16 protein-coding genes are annotated in these 14,767 nt (G+C 60.4%); 15 read left to right on the forward strand and 1 reads right to left on the reverse strand.

Annotated features, from left to right (window positions below):
• The first annotated feature begins 6 nt into the window (after positions 1–6).
• A complete protein-coding gene (gene tatC, locus CUJ89_RS01995; RefSeq protein WP_114175794.1) occupies positions 7–795 on the forward strand; it encodes a twin-arginine translocase subunit TatC in 789 nt (262 codons plus the stop codon).
• A gap of 206 nt (positions 796–1,001) precedes the next feature.
• Here tatC and CUJ89_RS02000 read toward each other — a convergent pair whose 3' ends face one another.
• Complete coding sequence (locus CUJ89_RS02000) at positions 1,002–2,207, reverse strand: S1C family serine protease (protein ID WP_048251399.1); 1,206 nt, start codon at positions 2,205–2,207, stop codon at positions 1,002–1,004.
• 21 nt (positions 2,208–2,228) lie between these two features.
• On the opposite strand from CUJ89_RS02000, the gene CUJ89_RS02005 reads away from it, so the two are divergent.
• The 14 genes from CUJ89_RS02005 to CUJ89_RS37550 all read left to right on the forward strand — a co-directional run bounded on the left by CUJ89_RS02005 (position 2,229) and on the right by CUJ89_RS37550 (position 14,753).
• A complete protein-coding gene (locus CUJ89_RS02005; RefSeq protein ID WP_114175796.1) occupies positions 2,229–2,975 on the forward strand; it encodes a Nif3-like dinuclear metal center hexameric protein in 747 nt (248 codons plus the stop codon).
• Between the two features lie 217 nt (positions 2,976–3,192).
• Positions 3,193–3,813, forward strand: coding sequence for a ubiquinol-cytochrome c reductase iron-sulfur subunit (gene petA / locus CUJ89_RS02010; RefSeq protein ID WP_059236490.1), 621 nt, complete (start codon positions 3,193–3,195; stop codon positions 3,811–3,813).
• Entirely contained in the window at positions 3,813–5,195 is a 1,383-nt protein-coding gene (locus CUJ89_RS02015; protein WP_114175798.1) for a cytochrome b, read from the forward strand. Before petA ends, CUJ89_RS02015 begins: the two co-directional genes overlap by 1 nt.
• A 21-nt stretch (positions 5,196–5,216) precedes the next feature.
• Positions 5,217–5,975: a cytochrome c1 gene (locus CUJ89_RS02020; RefSeq protein ID WP_114175800.1), complete on the forward strand. Its 759-nt coding sequence runs from the start codon at positions 5,217–5,219 to the stop codon at positions 5,973–5,975.
• A 94-nt stretch (positions 5,976–6,069) separates the two neighbouring features.
• On the forward strand, positions 6,070–6,681 hold the full coding sequence (locus CUJ89_RS02025; RefSeq protein ID WP_006400565.1) for a glutathione S-transferase N-terminal domain-containing protein: 612 nt from the start codon (positions 6,070–6,072) through the stop codon (positions 6,679–6,681).
• A gap of 71 nt (positions 6,682–6,752) precedes the next feature.
• Positions 6,753–7,274 carry a ClpXP protease specificity-enhancing factor gene (locus CUJ89_RS02030; RefSeq protein WP_114175801.1) on the forward strand — a complete coding sequence of 174 codons (522 nt, stop codon included), beginning with the start codon at positions 6,753–6,755 and terminating at the stop codon, positions 7,272–7,274.
• 174 nt (positions 7,275–7,448) lie between these two features.
• Positions 7,449–7,745 (forward strand): hypothetical protein, encoded by a 297-nt coding sequence (locus CUJ89_RS02035; RefSeq protein WP_114175803.1) that lies wholly within the window; start codon positions 7,449–7,451, stop codon positions 7,743–7,745.
• A gap of 8 nt (positions 7,746–7,753) precedes the next feature.
• Positions 7,754–8,134 (forward strand): hypothetical protein, encoded by a 381-nt coding sequence (locus tag CUJ89_RS38170; RefSeq protein WP_201752260.1) that lies wholly within the window; start codon positions 7,754–7,756, stop codon positions 8,132–8,134.
• 75 nt (positions 8,135–8,209) lie between these two features.
• Entirely contained in the window at positions 8,210–9,238 is a 1,029-nt protein-coding gene (istA, locus tag CUJ89_RS02050; RefSeq protein WP_114175274.1) for an IS21 family transposase, read from the forward strand.
• Positions 9,235–10,008, forward strand: coding sequence for an IS21-like element ISBcen13 family helper ATPase IstB (istB, locus tag CUJ89_RS02055; protein WP_114175276.1), 774 nt, complete (start codon positions 9,235–9,237; stop codon positions 10,006–10,008). Before istA ends, istB begins: the two co-directional genes overlap by 4 nt.
• 168 nt (positions 10,009–10,176) lie before the next feature.
• Positions 10,177–10,899 carry a tyrosine-type recombinase/integrase gene (locus CUJ89_RS02060; protein ID WP_236654910.1) on the forward strand — a complete coding sequence of 241 codons (723 nt, stop codon included), beginning with the start codon at positions 10,177–10,179 and terminating at the stop codon, positions 10,897–10,899.
• A complete protein-coding gene (locus CUJ89_RS02065) occupies positions 10,896–12,392 on the forward strand; it encodes a tyrosine-type recombinase/integrase (protein WP_114175805.1) in 1,497 nt (498 codons plus the stop codon). The genes CUJ89_RS02060 and CUJ89_RS02065 overlap by 4 nt, the downstream gene beginning before the upstream one ends.
• Positions 12,385–14,286 (forward strand): hypothetical protein, encoded by a 1,902-nt coding sequence (locus CUJ89_RS02070; RefSeq protein ID WP_152036568.1) that lies wholly within the window; start codon positions 12,385–12,387, stop codon positions 14,284–14,286. Before CUJ89_RS02065 ends, CUJ89_RS02070 begins: the two co-directional genes overlap by 8 nt.
• Complete coding sequence (locus CUJ89_RS37550) at positions 14,283–14,753, forward strand: hypothetical protein (protein ID WP_152036569.1); 471 nt, start codon at positions 14,283–14,285, stop codon at positions 14,751–14,753. The genes CUJ89_RS02070 and CUJ89_RS37550 overlap by 4 nt, the downstream gene beginning before the upstream one ends.
• The last annotated feature ends 14 nt before the right edge of the window (positions 14,754–14,767 follow it).

Below are 14,767 nucleotides of genomic sequence, written 5' to 3' on the forward strand. Positions count from 1 at the left end.
GCCGGCGTGAGCGACCCCCAGCAGAAACCGGGCGACGCCCCGGAAGAAACCTTCATTTCCCATCTCGTCGAGCTTCGCGATCGCATCATTCGCGCGGGGCTGGCCGTGATCGTCGTGTTCCTCGGGCTCGTCTACTGGGCGCCCGACATCTTCCGGCTGCTCGCGCGGCCGCTGATGCAGAACCTGCCGAAGGACGGCAAGATGATCGTCACCGACGTCACGGGCTCGTTCTTCGTGCCGATGAAGGTCACGATGCTCGTCGCGCTCGTGATCGCGCTGCCGATCGTGCTGTACCAGATCTGGGCGTTCGTCGCGCCGGGGCTGTACCAGCACGAGAAGAAGCTCGTCGTGCCGCTTGTCGGCAGCAGCTACTTCCTGTTCCTGTGCGGGATGGCGTTCGCGTACTTCCTCGTGTTCCCGACGATCTTCCGCGTGATGGCGCACTACAACGCGCCGCTCGGCGCCGAGATGACGACCGACATCGACAACTACCTGAGCTTCGTGCTCGGGATGTTCATCGCGTTCGGGGTCACGTTCGAGGTGCCGATCGTCGTCGTGCTGCTCGTCCGGATGGGCGTGCTGTCCCTGAAGAAGCTGAAGGAGATGCGACCCTACGTGATCGTCGGCGCATTCGTGGTCGCGGCGGTCGTCACCCCGCCGGACGTGTTCTCGCAACTGATGCTGGCGCTGCCGCTGGTCGTACTGTTCGAGATCGGGCTGCTGGCCGCGCGGTTCTTCGTGCCGAAGAAGCCGGTAGAAGAAGGCGAGGCGGGGAACGGCGAAGCCGCGGGTTGACGAGGGTTTGCCGGGCGGCACGCGGCGGCAGGCCTTTTTCGGCCATGCCTGCTGATGCGGCCCGGTGGCGTTGTTAGCTGGAAAGCGGGGCGAGGCCATGCCGCCGGCAACAAGGCGTTCGATGCAAAGCAAAAGGGCAGCCAACCGGCTGCCCTTTTTCATTTCCGCCAACGGTCGGCAGGCGGTGGCGTGCCGACCGTCGAACCTCATTCGGTATCGCTGTCCTGTTCGTCGAGCGTCTGCTTCGGCGGCGGCGGGCGCTTGCCGATCACGACGTTCACGTCGAACTCCTTGCCCTTGCGCACGACGTGCACCTTGGTCGGCGTGCCCGGCTTGATCTGCGCGACCACGTTCAGCAGCTTCGTCGTGTCGGTGATTTCTTCGCCGTTGACCGTAACCAGGATGTCGCCCGGCTTGATGCCGGCCTTGTCGGCCGGGCCGCCCTGCAGCACGCCCGCGACGATCGCGCCCGATTTCTGCTGCAGCCCGAACGACTCGGCGATCTCCGGCGTGACGTCCTGCGGCTCGACGCCGATCCAGCCGCGCGTGACCGAGCCCGACGTGATGATACTCTCGAGCACGGTGCGCGCGGTCGACACGGGAATTGCGAAGCCGATGCCGAGCGAGCCGCCCGAGCGCGAGTAGATCGCCGTGTTGATGCCGAGCAGGTTGCCGTTCACGTCGACCAGCGCGCCGCCCGAGTTGCCGGGGTTGATCGGCGCGTCGGTCTGGATGAAGTTCTCGAACGTGTTGATGCCGAGGTGGTTGCGGCCGAGTGCGCTGATGATCCCCATCGTGACCGTCTGGCCGACGCCGAACGGGTTGCCGATCGCGAGCACGACGTCGCCGACTCGCGACTGGTCGGAACGGCCGAGCGTGATCGTCGGCAGGTTCGTCATGTTGATCTTCAGCACGGCGAGATCGGTCTCGGGATCGCTGCCGATCACCTTCGCGGTGGCCGTGCGGCCGTCGGCGAGCGCGACTTCGATCTGGTCGGCGCCGTCCACGACGTGCTGGTTCGTTAGAATGTAACCTTCAGGGCTCACGATAACGCCCGAGCCAAGGTTGGCTGCCGGTTCGTCCTGCTGCTTGCGGGCGTTGCGGTCGCCGAAGAAGTAGCGGAACAGCGGATCTTTCGCGCGCGGGTCGGGCGGCAGCGAGCCGTCCTTGCTGGAGAATACGTTGACGACCGCCGGCATCGCCTTCTGCGCGGCTTCCGCGTACGACGTGGTCGCCGGTGCGCCGCCGATGCCCGGCGCGACTTCCCGCAGCGCAACGATCGGCGTGGCGAGCTGCTTGCCGAGCTGTCCTTGCCGTTGCAGCCATTGCGGCTTGAGCGTCACGACGATGAACATCAGCGCGAGCAGCACGGTAACCGCCTGCGCGAAGAACAGCCAGAAGCGTCTAAGCATCTGAATGGATTAGAGGTTTATATGGATCGGATCGAACTTGAATTGTACTTGAACAATACCCTTGAAACCGCCCGCTTCAAGGACTATTGCCCGAACGGCCTCCAGGTCGAAGGGCGCCGCAAGATCGAGAAGATCGCCACCGGCGTGACGGCGTCGGTCGCATTCCTCGAAGCCGCACTCGAATGGGGGGCGGATGCCGTGCTCGTTCACCACGGCTATTTCTGGCGCAACGAGGCACCGCAGATCACGGGCCGCAAGTACCAGCGCCTGAAGCTGCTGCTCGCGAACGACCTGAACCTGTTCGCGTTCCACCTGCCGCTCGACGCGCATCCCGAATTCGGCAACAACGCGCAGCTCGGCGAGAAGCTCGGGCTGATCGGCGAGCAGCGTTTCGGCGAAGGCGACCTCGGCTGGATGGCGACGCTGCCGATGCCCGTCACGCTCGAGCATTTCGTCGCGAAGGTCGAGCGCACGCTCGGCCGCACGCCGCTCGTGCTCGGCGATCCGGACATGCAACTGCGCCGCATCGCGTGGTGCACGGGCGCCGCGCAAAGCTATTTCGACGCGGCGATCGACGCCGGCGCCGACGTGTACCTGACCGGCGAGGTGTCCGAATACGTGACGCACACGGCTGCCGAGAGCGGCGTTGCGTTCGTTGCGGCAGGGCACCATGCGACCGAACGCTACGGAATCCAGGCACTTGGCACCCACTTGTCCGAAGAATTCGATCTCGAACACCTTTTTATCGATATCCATAATCCGGTCTGAACGACGGATTTGCGGCGGCGCATCGAAATTTCACAATGAAGCAGACGCTTAAAAGTGAAATGATTTAATCGCTCCGATAGTGGGGAAAACCCTTAACTATCAATCACTTCGAAGGGATTTTCATCTCCGGGCCTTGTAAATGGCGACTCCATTCGCGCAAACTAGCGGCGGAATGAAAAGTCGTGACGGAAAATCCAACTCAGAAGTGGGGCGTGTGATGCGAGACAAGGAAGAGAAACGCGTCGACAGCGGCCGCCGTACCTGGCTGATTGCGACATCCGTAGCAGGTGGCGTAGGAGGCGTAGCCACCGTCATACCTTTCGCGGCGTCGCTTGCGCCGTCCGCGAAGGCGAAAGCGGCCGGTGCACCGGTCGAGGTCGACATCAGCGGCTTGAAGCCCGGCGAGATGGTCACGGTGCCGTGGCGCGGCAAGCCCGTCTGGATCCTGAATCGCACCGATTCGATGCTGTCCGACGTGGTCAAGGCCGACAAGGAAGTGGCCGATCCGACCACGAAATCCCCGTATTCGATGCCGTTGCCCGCGTATTGCGCGAACGAATATCGCTCGCGGGCCGATCGCAAGAATATTCTCGTCGTGATGGCCGTGTGTACGCACCTCGGCTGCACGCCTAGCCAACGCTTCACGCCGGGTCCGCAGCCGAACCTGCCGGACGACTGGCCGGGCGGTTTCCTGTGCCCGTGCCACGGTTCGACCTACGACCTCGCCGGCCGTGTGTTCAAGAACAAGCCGGCGCCTCAGAATCTCGACATCCCGCCCTACATGTTCACGTCGGCGACGACCCTCGTGATCGGCAAGGACGAGAAAGGAGAAGCGTGATGGCCGCCGACAACAAAGAAGTCTCCACGACAGGTCTCACCGGCTGGATCGACCAGCGCTTCCCGCTCACGTCCACCTGGAAGAAGCACGTTTCCGAGTACTACGCGCCGAAGAACTTCAACTTCTGGTACTTCTTCGGCTCCCTCGCGCTGCTGGTGCTCGTCAACCAGATCGTCACGGGCATCTTCCTGACGATGAACTACAAGCCCGACTCGACGCTTGCGTTCGCGTCGGTCGAGTACATCATGCGCGAGGTGCCGTGGGGCTGGCTGATCCGCTACATGCACTCGACCGGTGCATCGTTGTTCTTCGTGGTCGTCTACCTGCATATGTTCCGCGGGCTGCTGTACGGGTCGTACCGCAAGCCGCGCGAGCTCGTGTGGATCTTCGGCTGTGCGATTTTCCTGTCCCTGATGGCCGAGGCGTTCTTCGGCTACCTGCTGCCGTGGGGCCAGATGTCGTTCTGGGGCGCGCAGGTGATCGTGAACCTGTTCTCGGCGATCCCGTTCGTCGGCCCTGACCTCTCGCTGTGGATTCGCGGCGACTATGTGGTATCGGACGTCACGCTGAACCGCTTCTTCGCGTTCCACGTGATCGCGATTCCGCTCGTTCTGATCGGTCTCGTGATCGCGCACCTCGTCGCGCTGCACGAAGTGGGGTCGAACAACCCGGACGGCATCGAGATCAAGGCGAAGAAGGACGAGAACGGCATTCCGCTCGACGGCATCCCGTTCCACCCGTACTACTCGGTGCACGATTTCTTCGGCGTGTGCGTGTTCCTGATGGTGTTCGCGCTGATCGTGTTCTTCTCGCCGGAAATGGGCGGCTACTTCCTCGAGGCGAACAACTTCATCCCGGCGAACCCGCTGCAGACGCCGCCCGAGATCGCGCCGGTCTGGTACTTCACCGCGTTCTACGCGATGCTGCGCGCGACCACCGACCCGTTCAAGATCGTGCTGATGATCGTGATCGCGCTGCTCGGCGTGCTCGCGCTGATCCGCGCGCGCGGCAAGTGGAAGGCCGGGCTGCCGGTGTTGGCCGCGGCGATCGTCGTGTTCATGGCCCTGACGGAGTCGAAGTTCTGGGGCGTCGTCGTGATGGGTTCGGCGGTGATCACGCTGTTTTTCCTGCCATGGCTCGACCGCAGCCCGGTGAAGTCGATCCGCTACCGGCCGTTGTTCCACAAGGTGTTCCTCGGGATCTTCGTCGCCGCGTTCCTGATCCTCGGATTCCTTGGTACTCGGCCGCCATCGCCGGCCTCGACCCTGATTGCACAGATTTGCGCGCTGATCTACTTCGCGTTCTTCCTCGGCATGCCCGTCTGGACGCCGCTTGGCACGTTCAAGCAGCCGCCGGAGCGGGTGCGCTTCAAGCCCCATTAACGTGAGCGAGGAGAGAACGACATGAAGAAACTGCTTTCGACACTCGCGCTGATCGGGGCGACCGCGTGTGCGCTGCTGGTGGCGCCGGCCGTGCGGGCGGAAGGTAATTTTCCGCTCGACCGGGCGCCCGATAACACGGAAAATCTCGTTTCGCTTCAGCACGGCGCGCAATTGTTTGTAAACTATTGCCTGAACTGCCACAGCGCGAACCTGATGCGCTACAACCGTCTGACGGATCTGGGCATATCCCAGAAGGAGATCGAAACGAATCTCCTGTTCACGACCGACAAGGTCGGGAACACGATGTCCGTCGCGATGCGGCCCGAAGACGCGAAGAACTGGCTCGGCGCCTCACCGCCCGACCTGTCGGTCGAGGAGCGGGCGCGCGGCCGCGACTGGCTGTACACGTATCTGCGCAGCTTCTACCGCGACGATACGCGGCCGACCGGCTGGAACAACGCGGTGTTCGAGAACGTCGGCATGCCCCATGTCCTGTGGCAACTGCAGGGGCAGCGCACCGCCAAATTCGAAGACAAGACGGACGAGGAGACGGGCGAGAAGGCCCACACGCTCGTCGGCTTCCAGCAGGTCACGCCGGGGACACTGTCCGCGGTGGATTATGATGCTGCGGTTGCCGACCTGGTGGCCTATATGACCTGGATGTCCGAGCCGGCCCAGCAGACCCGCAAACGCCTCGGCGTATGGGTGCTGATCTTTCTCGGTGTCCTGACTTTCCTGGCCTGGCGGCTCAATGCCGCGTACTGGAAAGATATCAAGTAAACACGCCTGACCGGCGTGGGGCCGGCGCAAGGCGGAACCCGTGAAAGGGGTTTCGCCGCGTGCCGGCCCTCGGCTTTTTTGAGGAAACGCAAATATGATGGTTCTGTATTCCGGCACAACTTGCCCGTTCTCCCAGCGTTGCCGGCTGGTGCTGTTCGAGAAGGGCATGGACTTCGAGATCCGCGACGTCGACCTGTTCAACAAGCCGGAAGATATTTCGGTGATGAACCCGTACGGTCAGGTGCCGATCCTGGTCGAGCGCGACCTGATTCTGTACGAATCGAACATCATCAACGAGTACATCGACGAGCGCTTCCCGCATCCGCAACTGATGCCGGCCGACCCCGTGCAGCGCGCGCGTGCGCGCCTGTTCCTGCTCAACTTCGAGAAGGAACTGTTCGTCCACGTCAGCACGCTCGAGAACGAGAAGGGCAAGGCGGCGGAGAAGAATCACGAGAAGGCACGCCTCGCGATCCGCGATCGCCTGACGCAGCTCGCGCCGATCTTCGTGAAGAACAAGTACATGCTCGGCGAGGAATTCTCGATGCTCGACGTCGCGATCGCGCCGCTGCTGTGGCGTCTGGATCACTACGGCATCGAGCTGTCGAAGAATGCTGCGCCGCTGATGAAGTACGCCGAACGGATCTTCAGCCGTCCGGCCTATATCGAAGCACTGACGCCGTCCGAAAAGGTCATGCGTCGTTGATGATGCAATGAAGGCAAGACGGAGAGGGCGGCGCGGCGTGCCGTGCGCCCGCTCCGGGTTCGAGGATTGTGATGCAAGAGATTTCAACGAAGCCTTATCTGCTGCGCGCGTTGTACGAGTGGTGCACCGATAACGGTTACACGCCGCATATCGCGGTGAGGGTCGACAACTCGACGCGCGTGCCGCGTCAGTTCGTGCGTGACGGCGAGATCGTGCTCAACATCAGCTTCGAGGCGACGAGCCAGTTGCAGATGGGCAACGAGTGGATCGAGTTCACTGCCCGGTTCTCCGGGAAGGCGCACAAGATCGAGATTCCGGTTGCCAACGTGCTCGCGATCTATGCGCGCGAGAACGGGCAGGGGATGGCGTTCCAGGTCGACGCGGTGGCAGGTGAAGGCGAAGATTCGGGTACGTTCGACGAGGAAGCTGCGCAGGCGGATGAGGTGCAGCGCGACGAGTCGCCTGCTGCGCTCACGCCGGTTGTCGACAGCGGCGCGAACGAGGAGCCGTCCGAAGGCGCTGACGAACCGCCGAAAACCGACGGCGACGGCTCGAAAGGCGGCAACAGACCTCGCCTCAAGATCGTGAAATGAGGTAGAATCTCGCGCTTACGCCGGCTTAGCTCATCTGGTAGAGCAGTTGATTTAAATGTGTACCAAGAGCTGCTGTTGCGTTTCCTGCCCCTAGACGTTAGCATTCCTCTGTGGTTTTGCTTTTTCAGCCTATCTTTGATAGGCGAGTAGCAAGGAGGGGGTCCGGGGGAGGAAATGCCTGTGGATAAGTCTCTGCTCCTGCATTGGCGGGGGCTTCCTGCGGTCGACGTGCTCACGGCACTCGCTGACCACGCAAAGCGCGATATGTCCTATATCGCGCTCAAATCCTCTCTCTCCAGTAGATGGCATGCCAGGTATGGCAACCATGAGTTCGAACTCCTCCTGACCGGCCCAAAATTCTGGGATACGCGCGAGCGCAAGGGCGGCGGCGGTGCCGTAGACCTAGCAATGCACCTCGCGCGGGTCGACTTCTCTGAGGCGGTACGCCTCCTTCAAAGTTACGGTTTGTAGAGACGGACATGAGCGTCGTCCAGACCGGAGCTAATCCACCTTACATCGTTACATCCCCCGCATGCTTTGGTCGCCCGCGCTTCTGGTCGACGGTTTGGTCGTTAGCTACCGCTGGCAAGAATTGGGCTGAAAACACACAGCTGACTCGGTTGCGGCACCTCGACAGGCTTTATCTGTACTGCGACGACCGGTTCGGCACCGAGGCACTCGATATCGCTCTCGGTGACGCCAATGCTTCGCTTGTTCACGTGATGGTCACTGACTTCTATGTCGAATTGACCTCGAACAAGGAGTACACGTTTGCTGACGTTCAGTGCTGGGATGCCGTCCGGATGTTCATTCTCCACTTCTCGCGCTACTGGGCGGTGGGGCTGTTGGGCGCAAAGTAATAATGAGCCACTTCGCGCGAAGTAAATCTGAGCCACCTTTCAGTACAGTCAGCCTTTTGCGCGCAAAGGCTGGCGATGCTCCAGAAGGAACAGTGGATGCAAATCCATGTGCTCAAAGCCCAGGGCGTATCGGAGCGCGAGATCGCGCGGCGCCTGGGTATTTCTCGCAACACGGTGGCGCGGTACCTGTCGGCCGAGGAAGTGCCTCGCTACAAGCCGCGTGAACCGCGACCAACCAAGCTCGGAACGTTCGAGGCGTACATCCTCGAGCGCATGAGCGCGGCAGCACCCGAGGTCATCGCCGCGCCGGCGCTATTGCGCGAGTTGCGTGCGCGCGGCTACGACGGCCAACTGCGAAGCCTGCAGGCCTTCATGAACGCGCATAAGTCCGTGCCGAAGCCGGATCCGGTCGTGAGATTCGAGACCGAGCCCGGCCGGCAGATGCAGTGCGATTTCGTTGTCTTCCGCCGAGGCACCGACCCGCTTTACGCCTTCACCGCCACGCTCGGCTTCAGTCGGTGGCGCTGGGCACGCTTCACCACCGATGAACGCGCCGAGACGCTGGTCGCCTGTCATCATGCGCTGTTCGAAGCCTTGGGTGGCGTTCCTTGCGAGATCCTTTACGACAACGCCAAGACCATCGTTGTCGAGCGCGATGCATATGGCGACGGTCAACACCGCTGGCACGCCGGCATGCTCGATCTGGCCAAGCGGTACGGCTTCCTGCCCAGACTGTGCCAACCGTACCGCGCGCAAACCAAAGGCAAGATCGAGCGATTCCACCGCTATCTGCGTGGCAATTTCTATGTGCCGCTGGCGAGCCAGCTCAAGCAATCCGGCTTAATGCTCGACGCCGTGACTGCGAACGTCGAGGTGAGTAAATGGTTGCGCGACGTGGCCAACCAGCGAGTGCATCCGGTTACAGGGCTGGCACCCGCGATTCTGTTGGAGCAACGAGAACGGGCTTGCTTGCGCGACATGCCAGGCTACGCGGTGCCCCGATTGCCGGCTCGTGCCGTCGCTCGGCCGCGCGTTGATCCCGCGATGTCGATCCAGCACCCGTTGTCCGTCTACCAGCAATTACTGACCGAGGTGCGCGCATGAACTTGCAGCAGGAACGCATCGACGGGCACTGCCAGAGTTTGAAGCTCGAGGGGCTCATGCACCGATACATCGCTCTGGCCAGCGACGCCGCGGCCAAGCAATGGAGTTTCCTCGACTTCCTCGAGAACGCGCTCGCGCACGAACGAGAGACGAGGCAAGTGCGTTCGCGGCAAACACTGGTGCGCATGGCGGGGTTTCCCGCTATCAAGACACTGGATGACTACGACTACAGCTTCGCCGTCGGGGCCCCACGCAAGACGATCGACGAGCTTGCCACCCTGCGCTTCATCGAGCGAGGCGAGAACGCCGTGTTGCTTGGTCCGTCAGGCGTGGGCAAGACGCACCTCGCGATCGCCATCGGATACGCCGCAACGCAGGCCGGCATCAAGACGAAGTTCATTACGGCGGCGGATCTAATGTTGCAGCTCGAGGCCGCACGCCGACAGGAGCGATACGACGCGGTACTTCGACACAACATTCTCGGCCCGAGGTTGCTCATCGTCGACGAGATTGGCTATCTGCCGCTCTCGGGCGATCAGGCCAGCCACTTCTTCCAAATCGTCGCCAAACGCTACGAGCGCGGTTCAATGATCCTGACCAGCAACCTTCCGTTTGCGCAGTGGGACGAAACCTTCGGCGGCAACACCACACTGACTGCAGCGATGCTCGACCGCATCCTGCACCACGCCCACATCATCCAGATCAAAGGAGACAGCTACAGACTGAAACAGCAGCGCCAGGCCGGTCACGTCTGGTCATCGAAGAAGTAACGACTGGCTCAGTTTTACTTTGCGCGATCAGGCGCGAAGTGGCTCAGATTTCAAATGCGTTTGACAGGGCGCGAGGACTGGCGTTCGGTCGTCTCAGCGATGACCGGGACAGGTCGTATACGTGACCCCAAACGCGGTCGACTTAGGTTCGTTCGAGCACTACCTGACGTGACCTTGACCGAGCTTCTGGCTGTAGCTGAACCAGGTGCGAGCCGGAATCCCTTCGAGAGCCTCGGTATCCAGGTGCGCAATTGGTTGGTCGTGCTTCTGCTGCTTCTTTGCGGCTTGCGGCGAGGAGAGGCGCTCCTGCTGACAGTTGACTCGTTAAAGCACGACCTCGACCGAGCGTCTGGCGAGGTCAAATACTGGTTGGACGTGACAACCACCGATGACGAGGACCGGCGCTCATCGAAGCCGGGTATCAAGACCTCCGACTCCCATCGCCAAGTTCCCATATCCGTGGACCTTGCCAACCTCATAGAGATGTATGTAGCCGAGCATCGCCACGATGACGGTGAGTCACGGTTCCTTCTCACGGCCGAGGACGGCGTCGAGCTGTCAGCAGCGAGCGTGAATAAATTGCTTGCGCAGCTCTCCGCTGCAATCCTGCCGGCGGCCCTCCAACGATTCACAGAACGAACGGGTGGCAAGAAACGCATCTCTCCACACGACCTGCGCCATACGTGCGCGACTGTGAGATACGGGTTGTTCATCGCGGCGAACCTGGACAGAGAGCTAGCCTTCCAGCGTATGAGGGCATTCTTCGGTTGGGCAATCGAATCCGAGATGCCAGCTGTGTATGCGCGAGCCGCCATCGAAGACGACCTTATGAAGTCGTGGAGCGATGTATTCGACAAACGCGTGGGTGTTCTGAGAGGGATGGCCGAATGAGTGAGCGAAAGCGAAAAGAAGCCATCCACGTACCGACGCGGGACACCCCCGGTCTCTTGAACTGGGTGTGGCCGGCCTCTCCCCGATTCTTTAGGCTCTACGACAAGTACGCGGATACTGAGGCCGTCCTCGAAGCGGGGGCCGAAGTTTGGACCCTGTCGGTGCAGGGAAAGAAGCAGGAGTTCCGGTTCCCCTCAGAACCGGTGCGTGGGCTGCAGCAGAAGTTGGTGATGCTTACGCAGGTCGAGCGCTCTCCTTCCACTGTGTACAAGTTCACGCGCTCGCTCCTGCTCAATTGGACGCTTTACGCCCGCCTTCTTGAGGAAGGGCCACTGCACGTACAGCAGAGCTGGGACGAAGGCGTGCACGATATCGACACGGCGAAAGCAGCCAAGACCATCCTCAGGCTCGTAATCAACTCGTCCTTGGGCGCGTGGAGCACGCGCTACGAGGATTTGGTCAAGGGGCTGGATACGAGGGCCAACGCAACAATTGCGGCGCAGCGCGGAAAGATTCGGCGGCGGGAGTCACTCCTCAGCATTGCCCAACAGGCCGAGCTGGTTAGAGTCTTGGATGCTCGTGCACTGGAGCCCGCGCTACTTGAACAGCAAGCCGAAGGTTTGGCGGCCTTGGCGCTTGCGTTCCAACACGGAATGCGGCCGGTCCAAATACTGTCAATCAAGCTAGAGCATGTTCATAGTTTGGTGGATGCGTCAGGCGACCCCGTCTGCCTAGTGTCCTTCCATCAGGCGAAGCAAAAGGACGGCGAAACTGTTGGTGGGGAGATGTTGCGCCAAGTAAATCCGGAATGGGCGCGGCACGTCGTCTTGCTGCTCGAGTACGCAAAGAGCGCAGGGCGAACGCGCCTGTTCTCCTCCGAAAACGGCATGGACCTTTGGTCGAAGGTTCGGAAGGTCTGCGCAGAGGTTGGCGTAAAAGTCGACTTCAATATCAACAAGCTTAGGCATTCATCGGCCCAAGCCTTAGCCGATTCCGGGCACAGTCGTAAGAGCATTCGATGGTTCTTGGGGCACGCTAACGACAACGCCGCAAATTCATATGTCAAAGCAAGCCGCCTCCAAGGAAACCTCATTAACGAGGCGCTGGGGGCGTCAAAGCTGTACGACAGCATGGTGTCGATGGCGTTCGGTGAATTCGTGACCGTAGAAGAGCTCAGCCGTGTCGCAGAAGACGAACAAATCGGCGGTATCGTGGGTGACAGGCTTGTCGCCGGCATTGGACGGTGTCGCACTAAGCAGAGTGCCTGCCGCTACGACCCCGTTATCTCCTGCTACGGGTGCCACAAGTACATTCCTGCATTGAGTCCAGCGGCACACATGGAAGCGATAGCAGGTATGCGCGAACAAGTCCTGGTATTCGTGAAAGCTGGCGACGATACGAGCTCCTCATACCTTCAAATGAGGAAAGCTCTTGCCGGCGCGCAAAGGGCACTGGATGACTCTCGGCGAATTCTCGGAGCCTCCCGTGGCTAAGCTATCTTTGAAGCGAACGTTGTCAAATGGCCAGCCTTCCAGCTATGCCGACTTCGTCGCACGTATGCGTCGCTTTGTGGAATCGAAAGGCGTCACGTGGGCGATTCTTGTTGCCGACGATGGTACCGTTCACGATGAAGCCGATTGGGACCTACGTTTGCTGTCCAACAGCCATTCACGATTTGCGTCCCGTACGAATGGCTTTGCGATTCTCGAGGACGTACGCGAAGCAGCCATTGAGGCAGGATGGGCCCTCGCCCATTTGCCGGAAGGGCGGGTGCTGAGCCACGACGTCCAAGAGTTTATTAAAGCGGTCATCGGTTACCGATGTAAGCGGCACATCGTGCCACGGAGCGTTCGGCACGAGGCGTTGGTCTGGCGCAAATTCTTCTCTGTTGTGCGCAAGGCTCCTTGGGAGTTGAACACAGATGACTTCAATCGATTCATGTCGCTCAAGGAATGGGACGACAAGACGATGGCGGCGCTCAGCGTGCTCGTGACTGTAATAAACGAGAACATGCTGTCTGAAAATGTGCCGGTTGCAGCCGAGGTCCGCAAGAAGTCAGCGACGCGCCTTCAGTCCAACTTGGACGAACGCCGCTACTCGGAGAAACTGCCCGACCCGAAATCGCTGCATGAACTGGTTCGCATCGTCTTTCAAGAAACTCCTGTTGGGCACCAAGACCGCATTCGCTTCTACGCCCTTCGCTTGCTCATGTTTACCGGCCTGCGGATTAACGAAGTTCTGATGCTTCCAGCAGACTGCCTTTGCTGGGAGACACATGTGGATGTTGTAACAGGGAGTGATGCCAGCGAAATTGGCGGAGTCAGCCGCACGCTTAGGCTACGTTATTTCGGCGAAAAGCGGCGCGAAGGACAGCCTGGCGTGCTCGTAGAAGACCATCAGTTCGTGCCTGAGAAATTTCATCGCATCGTCGTTGAGGCCGTGGAGGGTGCATTAGCCGCGACCACGTCTCTCCGCGCCGCACTGGAGCGCAATCCTGAGGGCTCGCGGCGATTCAAGACACTAGATGGTGATGAGCTTTCGGTAGCAGACCTTCTGTTTCTCGTCATCTTCCATGGGACTGGAGAGTTGCCGCCGGTCATTCCAGACGACGAGGTTGTCGAGGTCGCAGCAGAGTCTTCCTTCTTTGCATTTCTGAGCTACCACGATGAAGGGATGAGCACCATCTTTATGCGGTATGGAAAAGGTCCCAATCTTGAACGTCTGAAGGTGAACGCGCACTCACTGCGGCACCTCATGAACACAGAATACTTCCGGCTCAACATACCTGACACCGTCATTACGCAGCACTTTGGAAGGACGACCGTCGTGCAAAGTCACGAATATGACCACAGGAGTTTGGGCGAGCAACTGGCCTTCATTGAGTTGCCAAAAAGCGCACAGGCAATCATCGCTCCGGGAAGCGTCCAGGAGACGGTGGCGAAAATGGTCATGTCAGGTTTCGTTGGGCTTAGTCACGTCGCCGAATCCTTCAAAAAAATCCAGCAGGAGCATGGCGACGAGGCGGCGTTCACGTATTTGGCAGCGACGTCAGACGGATTCCACGTGACCCCTTACGGCTTCTGTACTACCAGCTTTGCGGTGAATCCCTGTGTGCGGCATCTGAAGTGCTTCCACAGATGCAAACGCTACGTTCCGAGCGGTCTGCCGGAGCATCGCATCACGCTGGAAGAATTGCGCGGCAAGCTGTCCATGATGCGGGAAAGGGCTGCGGCCAAACCGGCGAATTCGATTGGACGGAAGAACCAAATTGCTCACGCAGACGAGCTTCTTGCGGGGGTTGATGCAGCACTTAGTGCGCAGCCCGGGGCAATCGTGTTTCCTGGCGGACGAGACTACTCTGAACCGGAAGAGGATGTGTTTGCATGAAACCGCGAGCTGACGACAACAACACTGAACTATCAGGAGTGCTAGACACTCTCCTAGCATCGGATATTGATATCACCGTTCGCGAAGTCGCGAGGCGCCACCCTTCGCTGCGCAACGCGTCGGCCTTCACACGTGATACCGAACGGATGAAGCTAATTCAACAAGCCCAGGCGCGGCAGATGCAATTACGTACGACGCTTAATCCGCATGTAGAGCGTGCTCGGTCGCTGGCGGAGAGGCTTGATGACAAGGCCGAGGACGTTGTGAAACTCGAGACGCAAGTGCGCGCATTGGTGGCATCTCACGCAGCTTGCATTCAGGCCGTTATGGCGGCAGGTGGGATGGCTGCACTCGAGCGTTTCTGGAAAAAATACAAGACGGTAGGTGACACGTTGCGCGCTGTAACCGCATATCCGGAAGCGGCTGAAGTGGTGAGACTTCGGGAAGACAGGCCTCGTAGACGATGAGCGTCTGGAACGGA

The sequence above is a fragment of the Burkholderia pyrrocinia genome, from assembly GCF_003330765.1.
In the GTDB taxonomy this organism is placed as follows: Bacteria; Pseudomonadota; Gammaproteobacteria; order Burkholderiales; family Burkholderiaceae; genus Burkholderia; species Burkholderia pyrrocinia_B.

Bases quoted from the DNA above. Each gene is read 5' to 3' on its own strand.
- CUJ89_RS02025 (WP_006400565.1), top strand. From the start codon at position 6,070: ATGATGGTTCTGTATTCCGGCACAACTTGCCCGTTCTCCCAGCGTTGC.
- istB (WP_114175276.1), top strand. From the start codon at position 9,235: ATGAACTTGCAGCAGGAACGCATCGACGGGCACTGCCAGAGTTTGAAG.
- CUJ89_RS02000 (WP_048251399.1), bottom strand. From the start codon at position 2,207: ATGCTTAGACGCTTCTGGCTGTTCTTCGCGCAGGCGGTTACCGTGCTG.
- CUJ89_RS02030 (WP_114175801.1), top strand. From the start codon at position 6,753: ATGCAAGAGATTTCAACGAAGCCTTATCTGCTGCGCGCGTTGTACGAG.
- istA (WP_114175274.1), top strand. From the start codon at position 8,210: ATGCTCCAGAAGGAACAGTGGATGCAAATCCATGTGCTCAAAGCCCAG.
- petA (WP_059236490.1), top strand. From the start codon at position 3,193: ATGCGAGACAAGGAAGAGAAACGCGTCGACAGCGGCCGCCGTACCTGG.
- CUJ89_RS02035 (WP_114175803.1), top strand. From the start codon at position 7,449: ATGCCTGTGGATAAGTCTCTGCTCCTGCATTGGCGGGGGCTTCCTGCG.
- CUJ89_RS02015 (WP_114175798.1), top strand. From the start codon at position 3,813: ATGGCCGCCGACAACAAAGAAGTCTCCACGACAGGTCTCACCGGCTGG.
- CUJ89_RS38170 (WP_201752260.1), top strand. From the start codon at position 7,754: ATGAGCGTCGTCCAGACCGGAGCTAATCCACCTTACATCGTTACATCC.
- CUJ89_RS02005 (WP_114175796.1), top strand. From the start codon at position 2,229: ATGGATCGGATCGAACTTGAATTGTACTTGAACAATACCCTTGAAACC.
- CUJ89_RS02065 (WP_114175805.1), top strand. From the start codon at position 10,896: ATGAGTGAGCGAAAGCGAAAAGAAGCCATCCACGTACCGACGCGGGAC.
- CUJ89_RS37550 (WP_152036569.1), top strand. From the start codon at position 14,283: ATGAAACCGCGAGCTGACGACAACAACACTGAACTATCAGGAGTGCTA.
- CUJ89_RS02020 (WP_114175800.1), top strand. From the start codon at position 5,217: ATGAAGAAACTGCTTTCGACACTCGCGCTGATCGGGGCGACCGCGTGT.